We start from the raw sequence: 17,321 nt of genomic DNA on the forward strand, positions 1-17,321 counted from the left end.
TTACTTCTTCATCTGCTCCTTGAGAGCTGCAAGCTTGGCGAAGGGTGAATCCGGATCGATCGGCTTCTCCTTGCGCGGTGGCTTGGCTTCGAAGCGCAGCGGCTGCGAATTGCCGCGATTGTTGTTACGGTCATTGCGATCACCGCGATCCTTGCGGTCACCACGGTCCTGGCGATCGCCGCGCTGCTCGTTGCGGTCATTACGCGCGTTCTGAGGCCTGCCCCCATCACGATTGCCGCCGTCCCGGTTGCCGTCGCGATTGCCGCCATCTCGGTTGCGGTTTTGATTGCGATTGCCGTCCCGGCCCTCGCCGCCCTCACCACCTTGACGGCGATTGTTGCGCTCACCGCGGTCCTGACCCTGGCCTTGGCCCTGGCTCTGTCCGCCACGGCGATCGCCATGGCCGCGTGCCTGCCGCTGGTTCTCGTTGCGGCCACCGAGGCGCCACAGGAGAACCGGCTTCGGTTCTGCAGGCTCGGCCTCGCCGGCTTCTGCCGAACCTTCGGCGACAGCAGGCGTTTCCGCGGCCACAGGTGCAGCCTCGACAACCGGCGTTTCTTCCGAAGCGCCGTCTGCGTCGTCATGATCGGCCTTTTCAGCCGTTTCTTCTGCCGCGGGTTCCGCCGTCGCCGCCGGAGCAGATGATGCATCCTGTGTTGCAAGGAATGCGGCCGCCTCCTCAGCCTTCACGGCATCGGCGCGGTAGCCGAGACCCTTCAGGATCTCTTCCATATCTTCGAGCGTCGCGCCGAGAATAGACAGCATCGCCGTCGTCGTCGTGAAACGGCGACCGTCATATGCGCCTTCCGGGCGCGTTCCCTGACCCGGCTTCCATTGCAGGAGCGGACGGATGAGGTCGGCCAGACGCTCGAGAATATCGATACGCACGGCGCGCTTGCCGAGGAAACGGAAGCCCGCCAGTTTGTAGAACATGCGCTCGAAGCTCGGATCCGTGACCACTGAGGTGCGGCCGGCAGCGAGCACCGGAATGAGGTCGCCGTAACCTGCCTTGTCGAGGCCATCGTTCTTCAGCGCCCAAAGCAGGGTGATGAGCTCTGCCGGTGCCGGCTTCAGAAGCGCCGGCACGAAGATATGATAAGCGCCGAATCGGATACCATAGCGACGCATGGAGGCGCGCGCATCCTGATCCAGAGACTTCACTTCTTCCGTCACGTCGCGGCGGAAGAGCACGCCGAGATTCTCGACGAGCTGGAAGGCAAGCCCCTTGGCAAGGCCCTGCAGGTCTTCGGCACGCGACAGATCGTCGAGCGGCTTCAGGACCGTGCTGATATGATGATTGACGAAACGTTCGATACGGGCGGCGACATGGTCGCGCGCGTTGCCCGTAAGCTGGTCGTCGGCAAGCAGGATGACGCGCGGACGCATCACATGGTCACTGCCCGAAAGACGGCCAACGGGATCGCCGAGCCAACGCACGAGTCCATCCGAGCCGATCGCCAGATCGGCATTGCCCGCGGCATGCAGGCGCGCGGCGCGAGCTTCGAATTCGAGCCCAAGCGCCTTTTGCGACGCAGCCTGAACCGCCTTGGCGTCCGGCCCGTCCGTTCCACCGACAGGCGTAAAGCGGAACCCGGTCAACTGCCCCACATGATGTCCTTCAACAAAGACATCGCCATTCACACTGATTTCAGCTTCCAGCATCGCATTCTCTCTCAGGCGCTTCATGAGCACAGATGTCCTGCGATCAACAAAGCGTTTCGTCAACCTTTCATGTAACGCATCGGACAATCGATCTTCGATTTCCCGCGTCTTTTCCTGCCAGTGTGTCGGATCGGCAAGCCAGCCGGGCCGATTCGACACATAGGTCCAGGTTCTTATCTGCGCGATTCGCGCCGAAAGCGTGTCAATTTCTCCATCTGTCCGATCCGAACGGTGAACTTGTTCGGCGAGAAACTGCTCATTCACCGTGCCATAGCGCACCAGATCGGAAAAGAGGGTAGAAATAAGATCGGCATGTTGCGCAGGCGTTATGCGCCGATAGTCCGGCAAAGCGCAAGCCTCCCAGAGCTTTTCGACCCGCGCAGGCGTATTGGCGAGGTCGACGATTTCCGGATAACGCGACAAATGTTCAAGCGCCTGTTGGTCGACAGCGGGCAATGCCCGCGTCAGCCCCGGCACGCGGGGACCGGTCTCAAGGCTTGCCCGCAGGGATTGTATCGTCGAGAAATCGAGATCCTTGGTCCGCCACTGCAGAACCTTGACGTTGTCAAACTCGTGGCCCTCGATGCGCTGCACGAGCTCCTCGTCGAAGGGTGAAACCTGGCCGGTAACACCAAAGGTTCCATCACGCACATGGCGACCGGCGCGGCCGGCGATCTGGCCGAGTTCGCCTGGATTGAGATTACGGAACTGATAGCCGTCGAACTTCCGGTCCTGCGCGAAGGCCACATGATCGACATCGAGATTGAGGCCCATGCCGATCGCATCGGTCGCAACGAGATATTCGACGTCGCCCGCCTGATAAAGCGCTACCTGGGCATTGCGGGTACGCGGGCTGAGCGCTCCGAGCACGACGGCCGCACCGCCGCGCTGGCGCCGGATCAATTCCGCGATCGCATAAACTTCATCAGCCGAGAAGGCGACGATCGCCGAACGCTGCGGCAACCGAGTAATCTTCTTCTGCCCGGCATAGAAAAGATGAGAAAGCCGCGGCCGCTCCGTGACCGTAATTCCCGGCAGGAGCTGCTGCAGGATCGGCCGCATTGTGCCGGCGCCCAATAGAAGCGTCTCCTCGCGGCCGCGCAGATGCAGGATCCGGTCCGTAAAGATGTGACCGCGCTCGAGATCGCCCGCAAGCTGCACTTCGTCGATGGCGACGAAGGCAGCCTTGGTTTCCCGCGGCATCGCCTCGACTGTACAAACGGAAAAACGCGCGTTCGGCGGCGAGATCTTTTCTTCGCCGGTCACCAGCGCCACGTTCTGGGCGCCGACCTTTTCGACCACGCGCGTATAGACCTCACGCGCCAGCAATCGGAGCGGCAGGCCGATCACACCAGTGCCATGCGCCACCATGCGTTCGATTGCATAATGGGTCTTGCCGGTATTGGTCGGTCCGAGCACCGCGGTCACACCGCGCCCGCTCAGTATCATCGGCTGCGAAGTCAGGGTCATGGTCCATGCAAGTGAGGCGATAGCGCCCAGGGTCAAGTCGGAGCTTCGGATGAGGCAAAGAACACATGGACAGCCAAAGCTCCAAACGCAAGGGCGGATTTGAAATAGACTTTGGATTGAGCACAGAAGTCACAGCCCGCTAAGTCCTTGATTTAAGATTCGGAACAGCTTGAGAACGAATCGGAGACGAATCGCTGACTCCGGCTGATTCAGCTTTTGTTCACGGCTAAGTATTGATTTTGAATCGCTTTTTTACACTAGATACTGAATCTGCGGCATTACCTGAGAACTGGTAACGGCAGCTGCCGTTAACGCTTGTTGCCGAATCGTAAAAGCGCAAAGGTCAAGCCTGAAATTAACGCTTCGACCAAAGCCGGAACGAACCGGAGACGAATCGCTAAAGTCGAGGCTTTCCCTTTTCGTTCACGGCGAGATCTTGTGCGCATTTTCGCACCGATCCCAAGATACGGATTCCGGATTTGCTATGGCCACTCCGAACCGCCGGAAGCCATTAATCTTTGACATGCCAAATTTACGGAGCATTAAACCGGCCGGTGCCGACGATCCCGCAAAAGGTCATGGCCGATCAAAGCCGGAACGAATCGCTGACGAATCGGAGACATCTCCATTTTCCCGCTTTGTTCACCGCAACATATTGTATTAAAAGATATTTTTAACCATACTTAGAAAATGCCCGATGGCATTTCGCCGACTTGCTTTCCACGAAACCGGCTAAAGTCGGCTTCCGTCGCAACAGCTGATAACGCCGCCATGATATTCTGAGAGCTTAGCCGGGAACAAAATTCGCCGATGTGGGTTTCTAGTCCAGTCGAAATGAGGATGAGGCAGGACAAATACCATGCTTGGCACGATACTTCTTATTATCCTTATACTGTTATTGGTCGGCGCCTTGCCGAATTGGGGTTATAGCCGCGGATGGGGCTATGGACCTTCAGGTGGTTTGGGGTTAGTTCTCGTCATCATTATCATTCTTGTGCTGATGGGCCGAATTTAAAGGCCGATAACCTGGGGAGTTTAGACATGAAGAAGATCATCCTTAGCTGCGCTCTCATTGGCGCTCTCGCATCCTGCACCCCGACGGAGCAGGGCACGGCGATTGGCGCCGGCACGGGCGCAATCATCGGTGGCGCTGTCACCAACAGCTGGGGTGGCGCGGCAGTTGGCGCAGTCGCCGGCGGTCTGACAGGCGCGCTGATCGGCCATTCGGTCGAACGTCAGGGTTACTGCATCTATCGCGACCGTTACGGTCGCCGCTACGAAGCGCGTTGCCGCTGATCGATCCTGGCCCATCGGAAATTTTGGACGGGCGCTTCGGCGCCCGTTTTTGTTGCCGGCTATAGTCGTCAACGCGGCGTTGACAATCGGTCGCTGAAGTCAAATCTACCGCCTTGGCAGACGTGAGCCCATATTCCTTTCAAGATCGCAGGCAAAGCACGTGCCGCCCGCGAATGGAAAGGAGCGCTTACCATGGCCCAGATTTTCTTGAATTCCGCCGTCGCTATCCTGCTCGCCTCAGCCTTCCTGACGACGGCAATCGCCGCTGTCCGCAGCCACGACCGCGCCGTTCAGCAAGTGCCCGTCAGAGCCAATAGACGGCGCAATCCAAACGCTTGACAGCATCAACGAAACCGAAGCCGCGGACGGCACTATCCGAGCGCTCGTCCGCGGGGAGACATCACCATGAACAGGATCATCGCGATCGCCGCCCTCATCACCATTGTGCTTGCCGCCTATGGCGCATCTGCCGGCCCCTATGACGGAACCGGCAGCTTCCCGAGCAACTACGCTCACAGCCACAAGAAATAATTCAGGTGAAGAACTGACCGCCATTGGCGGTCAAAGTCGAACCGGTAATGAACCCGGCATCGTCGGAAACGAGGAAGGTCACGCAGCGCGCGATCTCCTCGGGTTCGCCGAGGCGTCCGACCGGAATTTGCGGAATAATCTTCTCGTTCAGTACCTTTTCGGGCACCGCAAGCACCATCTCCGTCCCGATATAGCCGGGGCAAATGGCATTGACGGTGATATTCTTGACCGCCCCTTCCTGGGCAAGTGCCTTGGTAAATCCGAGGTCGCCCGCTTTCGCGGCAGAATAGTTCACTTGCCCCATCTGGCCCTTCTGGCCGTTGATGGAGGAGATATTGACGATGCGGCCGAAGCTGCGGTCGCGCATGCCGCTCCAGACATGGTGCGTCATGTTGAAGAGGCCGGTGAGGTTGGTATTGATCACCTCGTGCCATTGCTGGGCCGTCATCTTGTGAAACATAGCATCACGAGTGATGCCGGCGTTGTTGACGAGGATTTCGACCGGGCCGAGATCGGCTTGGACTTTTGCTATGCCTTCGCCGCAGGCAACATAGTCTGAGACGTCCCACTTGAAGACGGGTACGCCGGTAACGCCATGAAATGCTTTGGCCTTTTCATCATTGCCGGCATAGTTGGCAGCAACCTTGTAGCCGGCATTCTTTAGAGCCATCGAAATTGCCGCGCCAATGCCGCGCGTACCCCCAGTGACCAAAGCCACTCTGCTCATGCTTCGCTCCCTCTTGTTGTCAACTCGCCCTCAGTCGCACCCGATGAACATACATCGCGTGCTATTTACATTGCTTCGAAGCACATGGCGACGCCCATGCCGCCGCCGATGCACAATGTGGCAAGGCCTTTCTTGGCGCCGCGGCGCTTCATCTCGAAGAGCAGAGTGTTGAGAACGCGGGCACCCGAAGCACCGATCGGATGACCGATCGCGATCGCACCGCCATTGACGTTGACGATATCAGGATCCCATCCGAGATCCTTGTTCACGGCACAGGCCTGGGCCGCAAAGGCCTCATTGGCCTCGACAAGGTCGAGGTCGGCGACAGACCAGCCGGCCTTTTCCAGCGCCTTGCGGGAAGCAGGGATTGGGCCAGTGCCCATGACCTGGGGATCGACACCTGCTGTTGCCCAGGAAACGATGCGGGCGAGCGGCTGGATGCCGCGTCGCGACGCTTCCGCTTCGCTCATCAGGACGGCTGCAGCAGCGCCGTCGTTGAGGCCGGAGGCATTTGCCGCGGTCACCGTGCCGTCCTTGTCGAACGCCGGCCGCAGCTTCGTCATCGCCTCCAGCGTCGCGCCGTGGCGGATATATTCGTCTGCATCAACGGTTACGTCACCCTTGCGGCCCTGGATGATGAAGGGAACGATTTCGTCCTTGAAGCGGCCAGCCTTCTGCGCGGCTTCGGCCTTGTTCTGCGAGCCGACGGCGAATTGGTCCTGGTCGTCACGCGAAAGCTGCCACTGGCGTGCGATATTTTCGGCGGTAACGCCCATGTGATAGCCGTAAAAGGCGTCGGTCAGACCATCCTTGATCATGGTGTCGATCATCTTCATGTCGCCCATCTTCACGCCGCCGCGCAAATGCGCCGCATGCGGCGCCATCGACATGGATTCCTGACCGCCGGCGACGATGATCTTCGCATCACCGAGCGCAATCTGCTGCATGCCGAGGGCAACGGCACGCAGACCTGAACCGCAGAGTTGGTTGACGCTCCAGGCCGTCGCCTCCTTGGGAACGCCGGCCTTCATTGCTGCCTGACGAGCGGGGTTCTGGCCTTCGCCGGCCTGCAGGACCTGGCCAAGAATGACCTCGTCCACATCTTCAGGGGAAACACCCGCCCGCTCGAGCGCGCCCTTGACGGCGGCTGCGCCGAGCTCGTGAGCGGGAATTGTGCCGAAAGCACCGTTGAAGGAACCGACAGCGGTGCGCGCTGCAGAGGCGATGACGACGGATGAACTGCTCATGGGGTGGTTTCCTCGTTTCTCGTCACACATATAAGTGGAAACTGACAAAGCTGCAGGCGCAAGTCAAATGCCAACACCGTTCCACCTTTTGCTGCAGCGCCCTCGAATGGATTTATCCGTACAGGGAAAGGGCTTGCCGCATCGCACAAAGAGATTGTCACCGCCCTTCTTTTGCGTCTACAGTCTCTGGCGGGGGAGTATCCATACAATCAGACGGGGTTTGGGAGACTGATATGGCGAAGACTGAGGGTCAGATCGTAATCAAGAAATATGCCAATCGCCGCCTCTACAATACGGGCACCAGCACCTATGTGACGCTGGAAGACCTGGCGGAGATGGTGAAGAAGGGGGAGGATTTTGTCGTTCAGGACGCCAAAAGCGGTGACGACATCACGCATTCGGTATTGACCCAGATTATTTTCGAGCAGGAATCGAAGACCGGCAACACGCTGCTTCCGATCTCCTTCCTGCGTCAGCTGATCACCTATTATGGCGACCAGATGCAGATGGTCGTACCGAGCTTCCTCGAACATTCCATGCGCGCCTTTACGGAGCAGCAGTCACAGATCCGCGAGCAGGTGAACCGCGCCTTTGGCGAAACACCGCTCGGCAAGAACCTGCAGCTTCCCATGCAGATGGTCGAAGATCAAGTCCGCCGGAATACCGAGATGTTTCAGCAGGCCATGCAGATGTTCTCGCCCTTCATGACGCCGCCGCCCAAGGAAACCCGCAAGGCGGAAGCCAAGGACATCGACGAGCTGAAGGAACAGCTTCGCGCGCTGCAGAACAAGCTCGACAGCCTATAGGCCGATCGAAACGTCCCTGCCGGCACTGCGGATCGAAACTGCAAAGCCGCCAATCACATCGATCAGCGCAATGGTCATCAGGATGAAGAAGACCTGGGTCGCCGCGTCCTGGACGAGGAGAAACTCGACCAGGAAGGCGATGAAGACCAACATCGACAGCATATGGTTGATGAGGTTGCCGGAACCGTTCCGGGTTGCCTTCAGGATCTCGAAGAAGAGGACGACGAGCGCCACGACGATAAAGAGGTCGCCGAGCGCCATGCTCCAGATTGCGCCCGAAAGCATCGACAGTACGATCACGTCATGCTGGAGCGACGGAATCCCGCCACCGCCCATCAGGCCCAACATCGCCAGATTGTAAAGAATAAATGGAATAACCATCAGCGGTATTGTGTTAATCATGCAGAAATATCTCCCCGATCTCGCGGGAATACTGCCTGATATCAGCGTCTCACTTCAAGACACCGAAGATTATAATATCTCGAAAAGAAAAAGGCCGGCGTTGAGCCGGCCTTCAAAACTTCATCGGACAAGCCGCATAAAGAATTATGCGCTTTCCTTCGGCGTCAGAACCTGACGGCCACGGTACATACCGGTCTTCAGATCGATATGGTGCGGGCGGCGCAGTTCGCCGGAGTTCTTGTCTTCGACATAGGTCGGAGCCTTCAGTGCATCGGCCGAACGGCGCATGCCGCGCTTGGATGGGCTCGTTTTTCTCTTCGGTACAGCCATTTCTCTTACTCCACTTGCGGGCAAAACATATCCACGGCCAGACTGGCGGCCGAAACGGACATGTCGCGATTTCGGAATTTTGCGCGCTTATACATGCAAGGGGCCGCCTTGACCAGTCCCCATATGTATTTTTTGCGATGCCTCTGATTCTCCGCTCAGACTTCGTCTTCCGGGACGATCCACGGCTCTGCACGGGCAGATTCTTCCCACTTCCGCCAGGCGGGATGCGCCTTCATCGCATTCATGTAAGGCAGTATATCGGCACTACTGACGAGATCATAGATATCGAAGCGGTTGACGACAGGCGCAAACATCGCATCCACCCCGCTGAATTCACCGAAGAGGAACGGCCCACCGGATTTCTGCAGAAGATCGCGCCAGATCGTCTCGATACGGCTGATATCGGCGGAAACCCCGTCGGGAAGCGCGATTTTACCCTTCGGCCGGCGGATATTCATCGGGCAGGCGCTGCGCAATGCCCGGAAGCTCGAAAGCATCTCCATGGAAACCGAGCGGGCAAGCGCCCGCTCGGCACGATCGCCGGGCAGCAATCCTGCTTCGGGATAAAGCTCGGCCACATATTCGATGATCGCGAAGGATTCCCAGATCTTAAGGGAACCATGCTGCAGCAGGGGCACATGGCCGCTCGGCGAGACCGCCTTGATGTTGGGATTACCACCAGGATAGTCGAAGGGGATCAACACCTCCTCGAAATCAATGCCGACGCCCGCTAGCGCCATCCACGGCCGGAACGACCAGGAAGAATAGTTCTTGTTGGCGATGTAAAGCGTCAGCTTGTCCATGGTGTTTTCCTGTCAGGAAATCGAAAATCAGCACTTCGTGGAAGTGGTTCATATCCTCGAACACACAGAAGGCGGGCGGATTGAGCTCCAGCACAGGCGCCCTGGTGCGGATATGATCGGTCACCTCGTCAAGCATCGCCTGCCAGCGCGGCAGCGCCTCGTCTTCCAGCCGCTCGATCGGGTAGGCAAAAGTCATATGGAACTTATAGTTCTCATGGTTGGGCTGACGATAACCCAGGAGATTTGCGAATGCGTCGCGCCAGGCGCGCATCACCTTGCGGTCACCCTCTGTCGCCCCCTCGAGAAGCAGGCCGGACGGACGAGCTTCGACGATTGCCACCTTGAAGGGATCGAACATCGTGAAGCCTTCGAGCCGCGCCGCCATGAGCTCCGTAATGTCGTCGATCGGCGCATCGAGTGGAATGTCATCGGGCCAGTGGTTCTTCTTGCGGCCGGTCTCGATCACGCCTTCGAAAAGCGTCATATGGAGACTGGTAATCGGCGTGAAGATGAATTGCGCGGCCTCCGGCATCGCCAGATATTTCTCACGCGCTTCGATGAGCACCTGCAGCGTTTGTGAGCTCCTCGGGGGATGGCAGACAATCGTGTTGCCCTGCTCCGGCAGGAAGCCCCCGAGTTTGTGGTAGCGGGAGCCGAGATGCGCTGGCGGAGCGGGATTGTGCGTCTTCGAATAGTGGAGAAGCTCGGGCGAAAGCGTCGTAGATCTCATGGGCGACTCGGGGCTTTGGTTGCTGATGCATCGCCCATATGGCAGAACCAAGAATGTCAGATGACGCTTGCCGCTTCCAACGACAAGTTCTGATATCATTCATAGATGCACTTGATGTAATCGCCCGAACCCTGCGCCCGCCGCTCGATGATCGCCGCGAGCCTGCGCAGCCCTCGTCCGGGTTTTCCGGCGTTGCGGTCGATCGGATTCGGCAGCGAAACCGCAAGCAGCGATGCCTGCCGGCGTGTCAGCTTCGAGGCAGGCACCTTGAAATGATATTGCGCCGCCGCCTCGATGCCGTAGATGCCTGGCCCCCATTCGGCGATATTGAGATAGATCTCCATCAGCCGTCGCTTCGACCAGACGAAGTCGGAACCGACAGCCAGCGGCAATTCCAATCCCTTGCGGATGAAGGAGCGGCTGTTCCAGAGGAAGAGGTTCTTCGCAGTCTGCATGGGGATCGTGCTGCCGCCGCGCGTCTCCTGACCCTTCAGCGTGTCTTCGACCAGCATACGCATCTCGTCCCAGTCGACACCGCCGTGGAAGCAATACTGCCCGTCTTCCGACATCATCACCGACTGAACGAGAACGGGCGCAACGTCGTCGATCGACACCCACTGCCGGTCGTAACCGCGCAGAAGCACCAGATCACGCAGCATCAGCGTCGAAACGGGATGGATGAAGGGCAGCAGATAGATAAAAATCAGCACATAGGGCAAAAGCAGCACCGCCAGAACGGCAAGAACAACGCGTTTCAGCACCTGGCGGTCTCCAAGCCAGCGCCGGCGAACCGGCGCCTCGACGCTCTCCTCTGTCTGCGGCGCTATATCCAATGTCCCAGTCCGTTTTCGCCCTCTTCGCTGTCATACCGCCTGAAAACCCGCATTGCCAGAGTGCAGCGGAAATCTTGGCTCAGTGATCGACAATTCCGTTGCCAGCAACCATTCCGCCGTGCCAAAGAGCGCGCATGGACGCCAAACGGGAAACATTCGAGACACGGTTGAAAAACAGCGCCGCCGAGATCGAGGCGCTGCTCGATCTCCTGCTCTCTCCCGCCGTGTTACCTCATGAGATTGCCCGCCCGGACCTGCTGCGGAATGCCATGCACTATGCAGTGCTCAACGGAGGCAAACGACTGCGTCCTTTTCTTGTCGTCGAAAGCGCCACGCTTCTCGGCGGCAACAGGCAGGCGGCGCTGCGCGTCGGTGCGGCCCTCGAGTGCATCCATTGCTATTCGCTTGTTCACGATGACCTGCCGGCCATGGATGATGACAATCTGCGCCGCGGCAAGCCGACCGTACACATCAAATTCGACGAAGCGACTGCCATTCTGGCCGGCGACAGTCTATTGACCTACGCCTTCGACATCATCGCCGCACCGGAAACCGATCTACCGGACCGCAGCAAGACGGAACTCGTGCTGGCAATTGCCCGCGCGGCCGGTCTCGGCGGAATGGCCGGCGGCCAAGCGCTCGATCTTGCCGCAGAAAAGCAGGCGCCGGACGAAGCAGGCATTGTCCGCCTGCAGGCGATGAAGACAGGGGCGCTGATCCGCTTTGCCTGCGAGGCCGGCGCCATCATCGCCGGAGCATCTGCAGAGAACCGTCAGCGCCTACGCCGCTTCGGTGAAAAAATCGGCCTCGCCTTCCAGCTTGCCGACGATATTCTCGATCTGACTTCCGATTCCCTGACCATGGGCAAAGCGACTGGCAAGGATGCGGCCCGCGGCAAGGGAACGCTCGTGGCGCTTCACGGCATGGAATGGGCAGAAAAACAGCTGCGCCGGCATGTCGAGGACGCGGAAGAACTGCTCGCCCCCTATGGCGAGCACGCCGCATTATTGATTACGGCGGCCCACTTCATAGCCGAGCGCAAGAGCTGAGGCTGATGAAAGGCGGAGTGATTATTCCGCTGCTGTCTTCTGGCCGAAGCGCTTCTCGATATAGTCGATGACGAGGGCTTCGAAATCCGAAGCAATATTCGGGCCGCGCAGCGTCAGGGCCTTCTTGCCGTCGATGAAGACGGGGGCAGCCGGCGTCTCTCCGGTGCCGGGGAGCGAGATACCGATATCAGCGTGCTTGCTTTCACCCGGTCCGTTGACGATGCAGCCCATGACCGCGACATTGAGCGCTTCCACGCCCGGATATTTCTCACGCCAGATTGGCATGTTTTTGCGGATGTCGTTCTGGATGTTCTGTGCGAGCTCCTGGAACACCGTCGAGGTCGTACGCCCGCAACCGGGACAGGCCGCAACGACGGGCACGAACTGACGGAAGCCCATGACCTGAAGCAGTTCCTGCGCCACCTGAACCTCGCGGGTGCGGTCGCCATTCGGCTCCGGCGTCAGCGAAATGCGGATCGTATCGCCGATGCCGTTCTGCAGCACATAGCCCATGGCAGCCGAAGACGCGACAATGCCCTTGGTGCCCATGCCGGCTTCGGTCAGGCCGAGATGCAGCGCATGGTTTGAGCGTTCGGCGAGCATGGAATTGACGGCAATCAGGTCCTGAACCTGGCTGACCTTGGCCGACAGGATGATACGATTGCGCGGCAGGCCGATCTCTTCGGCAAGCTGTGCCGACAGCAGCGCCGATTGCACGATCGCCTCGTGCGTCACCTGCCGGGCAGAAAGCGGCGAACCCTCGGCCTGGTTCTTGTCCATCAGCTGCGTCAGCAGTTCCTGGTCCAGCGAACCCCAATTGACGCCGATGCGCACCGGTTTGTTATAGCGGATCGCCATCTCGATGATTTCGGCGAACTGCTTATCCTTCTTGTCCTTGAAGCCGACATTGCCAGGATTGATGCGGTACTTCGCCAGCGCTTCGGCACAGGCCGGATGATCGGCAAGCAGCTTATGGCCGATATAGTGGAAGTCGCCAATCAGCGGCACATCCATGCCGAGGCGCAAGAGGCGCTCGCGGATCTTCGGCACAGCGGCAGCACTTTCGTCGCGATCGACGGTGATGCGGACGAGCTCCGAACCTGCACGATGAAGTGCGGCCACCTGGGCGACGGTGGAATCCACATCAGCCGTATCGGTGTTCGTCATGGATTGCACGACCACCGGCGCCCCACCGCCGACAATGACGCCGCCAACATCGACAGCAACGGAGGCGCGGCGCGGTTTCGGATCGAAATCGAAAGCAGACATGAAGAGCTCTACACCCGGAAAACAGAGCCTTTCAGGTGGATCAAGCCCGCGAGCTTGTCAACCGCCCCGTATATCACTTTTGTTTGGAGGCGGCTCAGTGGCCGCCACCCGAGACACCGTCGGCATAATGCGCAAGTTTGGAGAATGCGAGAACCACGAGCAGCAGCACCGGCAGCGCCATAAAGACGGCAGCAAAACCCACATGCTCGGCGACGAAGCCGATTACCGAGGGCGCCACCAGCATGCCGGAATAGCCCATGGTCGTGACGACGGAGATACCGATGCCAGGCTTCAAGCCGGGGATGTTGCCCGCTGCCGAAAAGGCGATCGGCACCATGTTGGAAATACCGATGCCGCAGAGTGCGAAGCCGAGGATGGCGATCTCGGCGTCAGGCGCAAGGCTTGCAAGCAGCATGCCGGCAATTGCAAACAGCGTGCAGATACGCAGCGTCTTCACACCACCGAGACGATCGCGGACCAGGTCGCCGGCAAAGCGCATGATCGCCATGGTCGCCGAGAAGGCCGCAAAGCCGAGGCCGGACAGCGCGACCGATGCGTCCATTTCCTGCCGGAGATAAAGCGCACCCCAGTCGAGCACCGCGCCTTCCGGTACCATGCAGAACAAGGCCATCAGACCGAGCAGCCAAGGGAGCGGCACCATCGGCAACCGCGTCTTTTCCTTCTTGTCTTCGGGATGCGGCGGGTCGGCCAGGATCATCGGCCAGGCGATAGCAACGAAGATCGCGGCAAGCACGGTTGCCAGTTCCGCGTGACCAAGAATACCGAGTTTGGAAATCACCAGGCCGCCGAGGCCGGAGCCGATCAAGCCGCCAAGGCTCCAGAAAGCGTGGCAGGACGACATGATAGCGCGGCGCATGGATTTTTCCACTGCCACGGCATTGGCATTCATCGCCACGTCCATTGCCCCGATGAAACCGCCGAAAAGGAAGAGCGAGATCGCCCCGGTTATGACGTTCGGTGCAAGCGTCAGCGCCAGAAGCAGCGGCAGCACGCAGAGGGCCAGCACCCGCACGACAACGCGCGAACCATGTTTGGCGATCTGCGCACCGGCGATCGGCATCATGACCAGCGAGCCTAAACCGAAGACGAGGATCATCAACCCGAGCTCGAACTTGGTCAGTCCCAGCCGCTCGGCAAAGTCGGGAATCTTTGGCGCCCAGCAGCCGACGACGAAACCATTCATGAGAAAGAGCAGCGAGACCGCCGCTCTGCTCTTGGTGATGAAGCCGCTCCGTGCCCTCGGCACTGCACCCACGCTACTATCCATTTCCTTGTCTTTCCTCTTGATCGGGCATGCGCGCCCGATCCCCATAACAGGCGGAACGGCCTCAGGCAGTCTTGTCCGCAATGATCGTCCGGCACCCGCGTGCACGGTATTCCCGAAGCATGATGGCATCCGCATCGTGCTCTACGATGAGGCATTCGCAATGAGCGACCGGCAGGACGCTGTGTGGTGCAGCCGTGCCGAATTTTTCCGATGTCGCAGCGACCATGACCCGCTTGCTTCTGGAGGTGGCGAATCTCTTGAACTCCGCATCCTCGAAGCCGAATGTCGTCAATCCCGCCTCGATATCGACGCCGCAGGCGCCCAGGATGCAGAGATCGGGTGCCAGCTGCTCCATGTCTCGCAATGCCTTGGCGCCAAGCGAACCGCCGGTTTGGCGGTCCACTAGACCACCGATCAGGATGACATTGACACCGGGCTTCTCGATCAACGCGGCAGCAATCGCCGGGGCATTGGTCGCCGCCGTCAGCGCAAGATCAGTCGGCAAAGCGTTGGCAATCGCCAGATTGGTGCTGCCCGCATCAAAGAACACCGTCGTCCCTGCGACGATTTCCTCCGCAGCAGCACGCGCCAGTGCCTGCTTTCGCTCAGTGGCAAAGCTCATGCGCTGGGTCAGGCTTCCGTGCGCCGGCGAAATCGGCAAGGCTCCGCCATATACCCTCTCGCAGAGCCCTGCTGCAGCCATCTCACGCAGGTCGCGCCGCACCGTATCTTCCGAGACGCCGAATTCGAGCGCCAGTTCCGCGGCCAGCACCCGACCATGCGTCTTGAGCCGCTCGGAAATCACAGTCTGGCGTTCCCGCAACAGGAAATCTTGCATGTTCATACCGGATCAATATCTCAGAATCTGAAATCATGCATAAACACTGATAATCGTGCATGCAACATGCACAGCCACACATTTTCTGACGCTCTGAAACAAAGTGCCGCCGGCAGGCGAAATCTCGCATATTGACCGCCTCCGAGCGCGGGATTATCGATCGGGCATCCTCGATTCCCGCCGGCGTTACCCGCCTCTGGTACATCTCCGTGAAAAACTCCATCAGCCTGGGCATTCTGCTCACGACATCAGCCTACATGGCGTTCACTTTCCATGATGCGATCGTCAAGGTTTTGACGGCGAGCATTCCCGTCTGGCAGGTCCTGTTTTTCCGCAGCCTAACCATTCTCGTCGGCTGCCTCGCCTATGGCCGCGGCCAGCTTGTCCATAAGACAATTACGTCACCGATCATCAAGCCGATGATCGCCCGAAGCATTCTGCTGCTTTGCGCGTGGCTTTCCTATTATACCGCCGCAAGCCATCTGCAGCTCGCTGAAGTCACCACACTCTATTACGCCGCTCCCGTCGTCGGCACCGTACTTGCCTGGTTCATCCTGAGAGAAGAGGTGACGCCCGCGCGTTGGCTCGCCGTTGGCATCGGCTTCGTGGGCGTTCTCATTGCGTGCAATCCCGCCGGCCTCACGATCTCCTGGTCCGTCTATCTCGCGCTGCAGGCAGCCGTACTCTGGGCCTCCGCCATGGTGCTGCTGCGCAAGACCTCGCTGCATGAAAAGACGATCATCCAGCTAGTGGTCTCCAATGTTTTCTTTCTCATTATGACGGGCACCGCTGTCGTCTACACCTGGCAGACACCAACCTTGACGCAACTCGGCTTGCTCGTCGGCACCGGTGTCGTGGCCGGCTGTGCCCAATTCGCCCTCTTTGAAGGCATGCGTCAGGCACCGGTCTCGGTGCTTGCACCATTCGAATATACATCGCTCGTCTGGGCCTTCATCCTTGGCTATCTGATCTGGGCCGACATTCCGACGCCCAACGTTATCGTCGGAGCGATCATGATCCTTGGCGCGGGTTTCATCATTATCGTCAGCGAGAGACTACGCCGTCGCGTCGCGGCCTGAGACCGGTTTCTGCGGAATTCGGGACTAGAACGACTGCTTGAGAAAAATATTCGCAGTTGCCGCTTTTATTTGCAGTTTTCTACGCTTCCGTCGCCGCAATTTTCTGCGATGTATCGCCATCCGAACAGCTTTTCCCAAGGATGGAAAGAACAATGAACTGGTTGAAAACCGTCGCCGCAGCAGCCCTTATTCAGGCCGCAGCCCTTATTCCCGCCCATGCCGGTGAAAACCTCAGCGCCATCAAGTCTGCCGGCGTCTTCAAGATCGGGACGGAAGGCACCTACGCCCCGTTCACTTATCATGACGAAAGCGGCAAGCTGGTTGGCTTCGACGTGGAGATCGGCGAAGCGGTCGCTGCCAAGCTCGGCGTTAAAGCCCAGTTCGTCGAGGGCAAGTGGGACGGCCTGATCGCCGGCCTCGACGCCAACCGCTACGACACGGTTATCAACCAGGTCGGCATCACCGATGCGCGCAAGCAGAAATACGACTTCTCCGACCCTTACATCGCCTCCAAGGCCGTTCTGATCGTCCGCGACGGCGACGACAGCATCAAGTCCTTTGCCGATCTCAAGGGAAAGAAGTCCGCCCAGTCTTTGACCAGCAACTTCGGCAAGCTGGCGACAGAAGCCGGCGCAGAACTTGTCGGCACCGACGGTTTCGACCAGTCGATCCAGCTCGTGCTGACAAAGCGCGCCGACGCAACGATCAACGACAGCCTCTCCTTCCTCGACTTCAAGAAGCACAAGCCGGACGCTCCCGTAAAGATCGTCGCTCAGCAGGAAAATGCCGATTACTCCGGCATCATCATCCGCAAGGGCGAACCGGAATTGGTCGAAGCGATCAACAAGGCGCTCGCCGACATCAAGGCCGACGGCACCTACAAGAAGATCGCTGACAAGTACTTCGGTCAGGACGTTTCCAAGTAAGTCGCGACACAGGCGGTTTCCCGCCGCCGCCATAT

At 59.1% G+C, this 17,321-nt stretch carries 19 protein-coding genes; 8 read left to right on the forward strand and 11 right to left on the reverse strand.

Annotated elements, in window-relative coordinates; translation table 11 throughout:
- On the reverse strand, window positions 1-3,132 hold the full coding sequence (locus tag FHT93_RS23110; protein WP_183849619.1) for a helicase-related protein: 3,132 nt from the start codon (window positions 3,130-3,132) through the stop codon (window positions 1-3).
- 859 nt (window positions 3,133-3,991) lie between these two features.
- On the opposite strand from FHT93_RS23110, the gene FHT93_RS23115 reads away from it, so the two are divergent.
- From FHT93_RS23115 to FHT93_RS35940, 4 genes are all read left to right on the forward strand, one after another.
- Window positions 3,992-4,147, forward strand: a complete 156-nt coding sequence (locus FHT93_RS23115; protein ID WP_007825451.1) for a DUF3309 family protein — start codon at window positions 3,992-3,994, stop codon at window positions 4,145-4,147.
- Window positions 4,148-4,173: 26 nt separating this feature from the next.
- The gene (locus tag FHT93_RS23120; RefSeq protein ID WP_112544839.1) at window positions 4,174-4,428 is read left to right on the forward strand and encodes a glycine zipper domain-containing protein; all 255 of its coding nucleotides are present in this window, start codon (window positions 4,174-4,176) and stop codon (window positions 4,426-4,428) included.
- Between the two features lie 192 nt (window positions 4,429-4,620).
- Complete coding sequence (locus tag FHT93_RS23125) at window positions 4,621-4,767, forward strand: hypothetical protein (protein WP_183849621.1); 147 nt, start codon at window positions 4,621-4,623, stop codon at window positions 4,765-4,767.
- A 66-nt stretch (window positions 4,768-4,833) separates the two neighbouring features.
- Entirely contained in the window at window positions 4,834-4,959 is a 126-nt protein-coding gene (locus FHT93_RS35940; RefSeq protein WP_281413437.1) for a hypothetical protein, read from the forward strand.
- A 1-nt stretch (window position 4,960) separates the two neighbouring features.
- On the opposite strand, the gene FHT93_RS23130 is transcribed toward FHT93_RS35940, so the two are convergent.
- The gene (locus FHT93_RS23130; protein ID WP_183849623.1) at window positions 4,961-5,686 is read right to left on the reverse strand and encodes a beta-ketoacyl-ACP reductase; all 726 of its coding nucleotides are present in this window, start codon (window positions 5,684-5,686) and stop codon (window positions 4,961-4,963) included.
- A 65-nt stretch (window positions 5,687-5,751) separates the two neighbouring features.
- Window positions 5,752-6,933 (reverse strand): acetyl-CoA C-acetyltransferase, encoded by a 1,182-nt coding sequence (locus FHT93_RS23135; protein ID WP_113013358.1) that lies wholly within the window; start codon window positions 6,931-6,933, stop codon window positions 5,752-5,754.
- A 233-nt stretch (window positions 6,934-7,166) separates the two neighbouring features.
- Between FHT93_RS23135 and phaR the strand changes: the two genes are divergently transcribed.
- Window positions 7,167-7,739 carry a polyhydroxyalkanoate synthesis repressor PhaR gene (phaR, locus tag FHT93_RS23140; RefSeq protein ID WP_112544842.1) on the forward strand — a complete coding sequence of 191 codons (573 nt, stop codon included), beginning with the start codon at window positions 7,167-7,169 and terminating at the stop codon, window positions 7,737-7,739.
- Here the strand turns inward: phaR and FHT93_RS23145 are convergent.
- From FHT93_RS23145 to mtgA, 5 genes are all read right to left on the reverse strand, one after another.
- The gene (locus FHT93_RS23145; RefSeq protein WP_112544843.1) at window positions 7,734-8,141 is read right to left on the reverse strand and encodes a hypothetical protein; all 408 of its coding nucleotides are present in this window, start codon (window positions 8,139-8,141) and stop codon (window positions 7,734-7,736) included. The genes phaR and FHT93_RS23145 overlap by 6 nt on opposite strands.
- A 144-nt stretch (window positions 8,142-8,285) precedes the next feature.
- A complete protein-coding gene (gene rpmF / locus FHT93_RS23150; RefSeq protein ID WP_003543812.1) occupies window positions 8,286-8,471 on the reverse strand; it encodes a 50S ribosomal protein L32 in 186 nt (61 codons plus the stop codon).
- Between the two features lie 155 nt (window positions 8,472-8,626).
- A complete protein-coding gene (locus FHT93_RS23155) occupies window positions 8,627-9,274 on the reverse strand; it encodes a glutathione S-transferase family protein (protein ID WP_183849625.1) in 648 nt (215 codons plus the stop codon).
- Entirely contained in the window at window positions 9,186-10,004 is an 819-nt protein-coding gene (locus FHT93_RS23160; RefSeq protein ID WP_183849627.1) for a DUF1868 domain-containing protein, read from the reverse strand. Before FHT93_RS23160 ends, FHT93_RS23155 begins: the two co-directional genes overlap by 89 nt.
- A gap of 95 nt (window positions 10,005-10,099) precedes the next feature.
- Entirely contained in the window at window positions 10,100-10,837 is a 738-nt protein-coding gene (gene mtgA, locus FHT93_RS23165) for a monofunctional biosynthetic peptidoglycan transglycosylase (protein WP_112544845.1), read from the reverse strand.
- 134 nt (window positions 10,838-10,971) lie between these two features.
- Between mtgA and FHT93_RS23170 the strand changes: the two genes are divergently transcribed.
- On the forward strand, window positions 10,972-11,886 hold the full coding sequence (locus FHT93_RS23170; RefSeq protein WP_112544846.1) for a polyprenyl synthetase family protein: 915 nt from the start codon (window positions 10,972-10,974) through the stop codon (window positions 11,884-11,886).
- A 21-nt stretch (window positions 11,887-11,907) separates the two neighbouring features.
- Here FHT93_RS23170 and ispG read toward each other — a convergent pair whose 3' ends face one another.
- From ispG to FHT93_RS23185, 3 genes are all read right to left on the reverse strand, one after another.
- The gene (gene ispG, locus FHT93_RS23175; RefSeq protein WP_007827555.1) at window positions 11,908-13,155 is read right to left on the reverse strand and encodes a flavodoxin-dependent (E)-4-hydroxy-3-methylbut-2-enyl-diphosphate synthase; all 1,248 of its coding nucleotides are present in this window, start codon (window positions 13,153-13,155) and stop codon (window positions 11,908-11,910) included.
- 94 nt (window positions 13,156-13,249) lie between these two features.
- The gene (locus FHT93_RS23180) at window positions 13,250-14,443 is read right to left on the reverse strand and encodes an MFS transporter (protein ID WP_183849629.1); all 1,194 of its coding nucleotides are present in this window, start codon (window positions 14,441-14,443) and stop codon (window positions 13,250-13,252) included.
- 61 nt (window positions 14,444-14,504) lie between these two features.
- Window positions 14,505-15,281: a DeoR/GlpR family DNA-binding transcription regulator gene (locus tag FHT93_RS23185; protein WP_113013505.1), complete on the reverse strand. Its 777-nt coding sequence runs from the start codon at window positions 15,279-15,281 to the stop codon at window positions 14,505-14,507.
- 209 nt (window positions 15,282-15,490) lie between these two features.
- Here FHT93_RS23185 and FHT93_RS23190 point away from each other — a divergent pair, with 209 nt between their 5' ends.
- Window positions 15,491-16,360 (forward strand): DMT family transporter, encoded by an 870-nt coding sequence (locus FHT93_RS23190; protein ID WP_183849748.1) that lies wholly within the window; start codon window positions 15,491-15,493, stop codon window positions 16,358-16,360.
- A gap of 152 nt (window positions 16,361-16,512) precedes the next feature.
- Window positions 16,513-17,286, forward strand: coding sequence for an amino acid ABC transporter substrate-binding protein (locus FHT93_RS23195; protein ID WP_183849631.1), 774 nt, complete (start codon window positions 16,513-16,515; stop codon window positions 17,284-17,286).
- The last annotated feature ends 35 nt before the right edge of the window (window positions 17,287-17,321 follow it).

Source organism: Rhizobium sp. BK379 (assembly GCF_014193955.1).
Classification (GTDB): Bacteria; Pseudomonadota; Alphaproteobacteria; order Rhizobiales; family Rhizobiaceae; genus Rhizobium.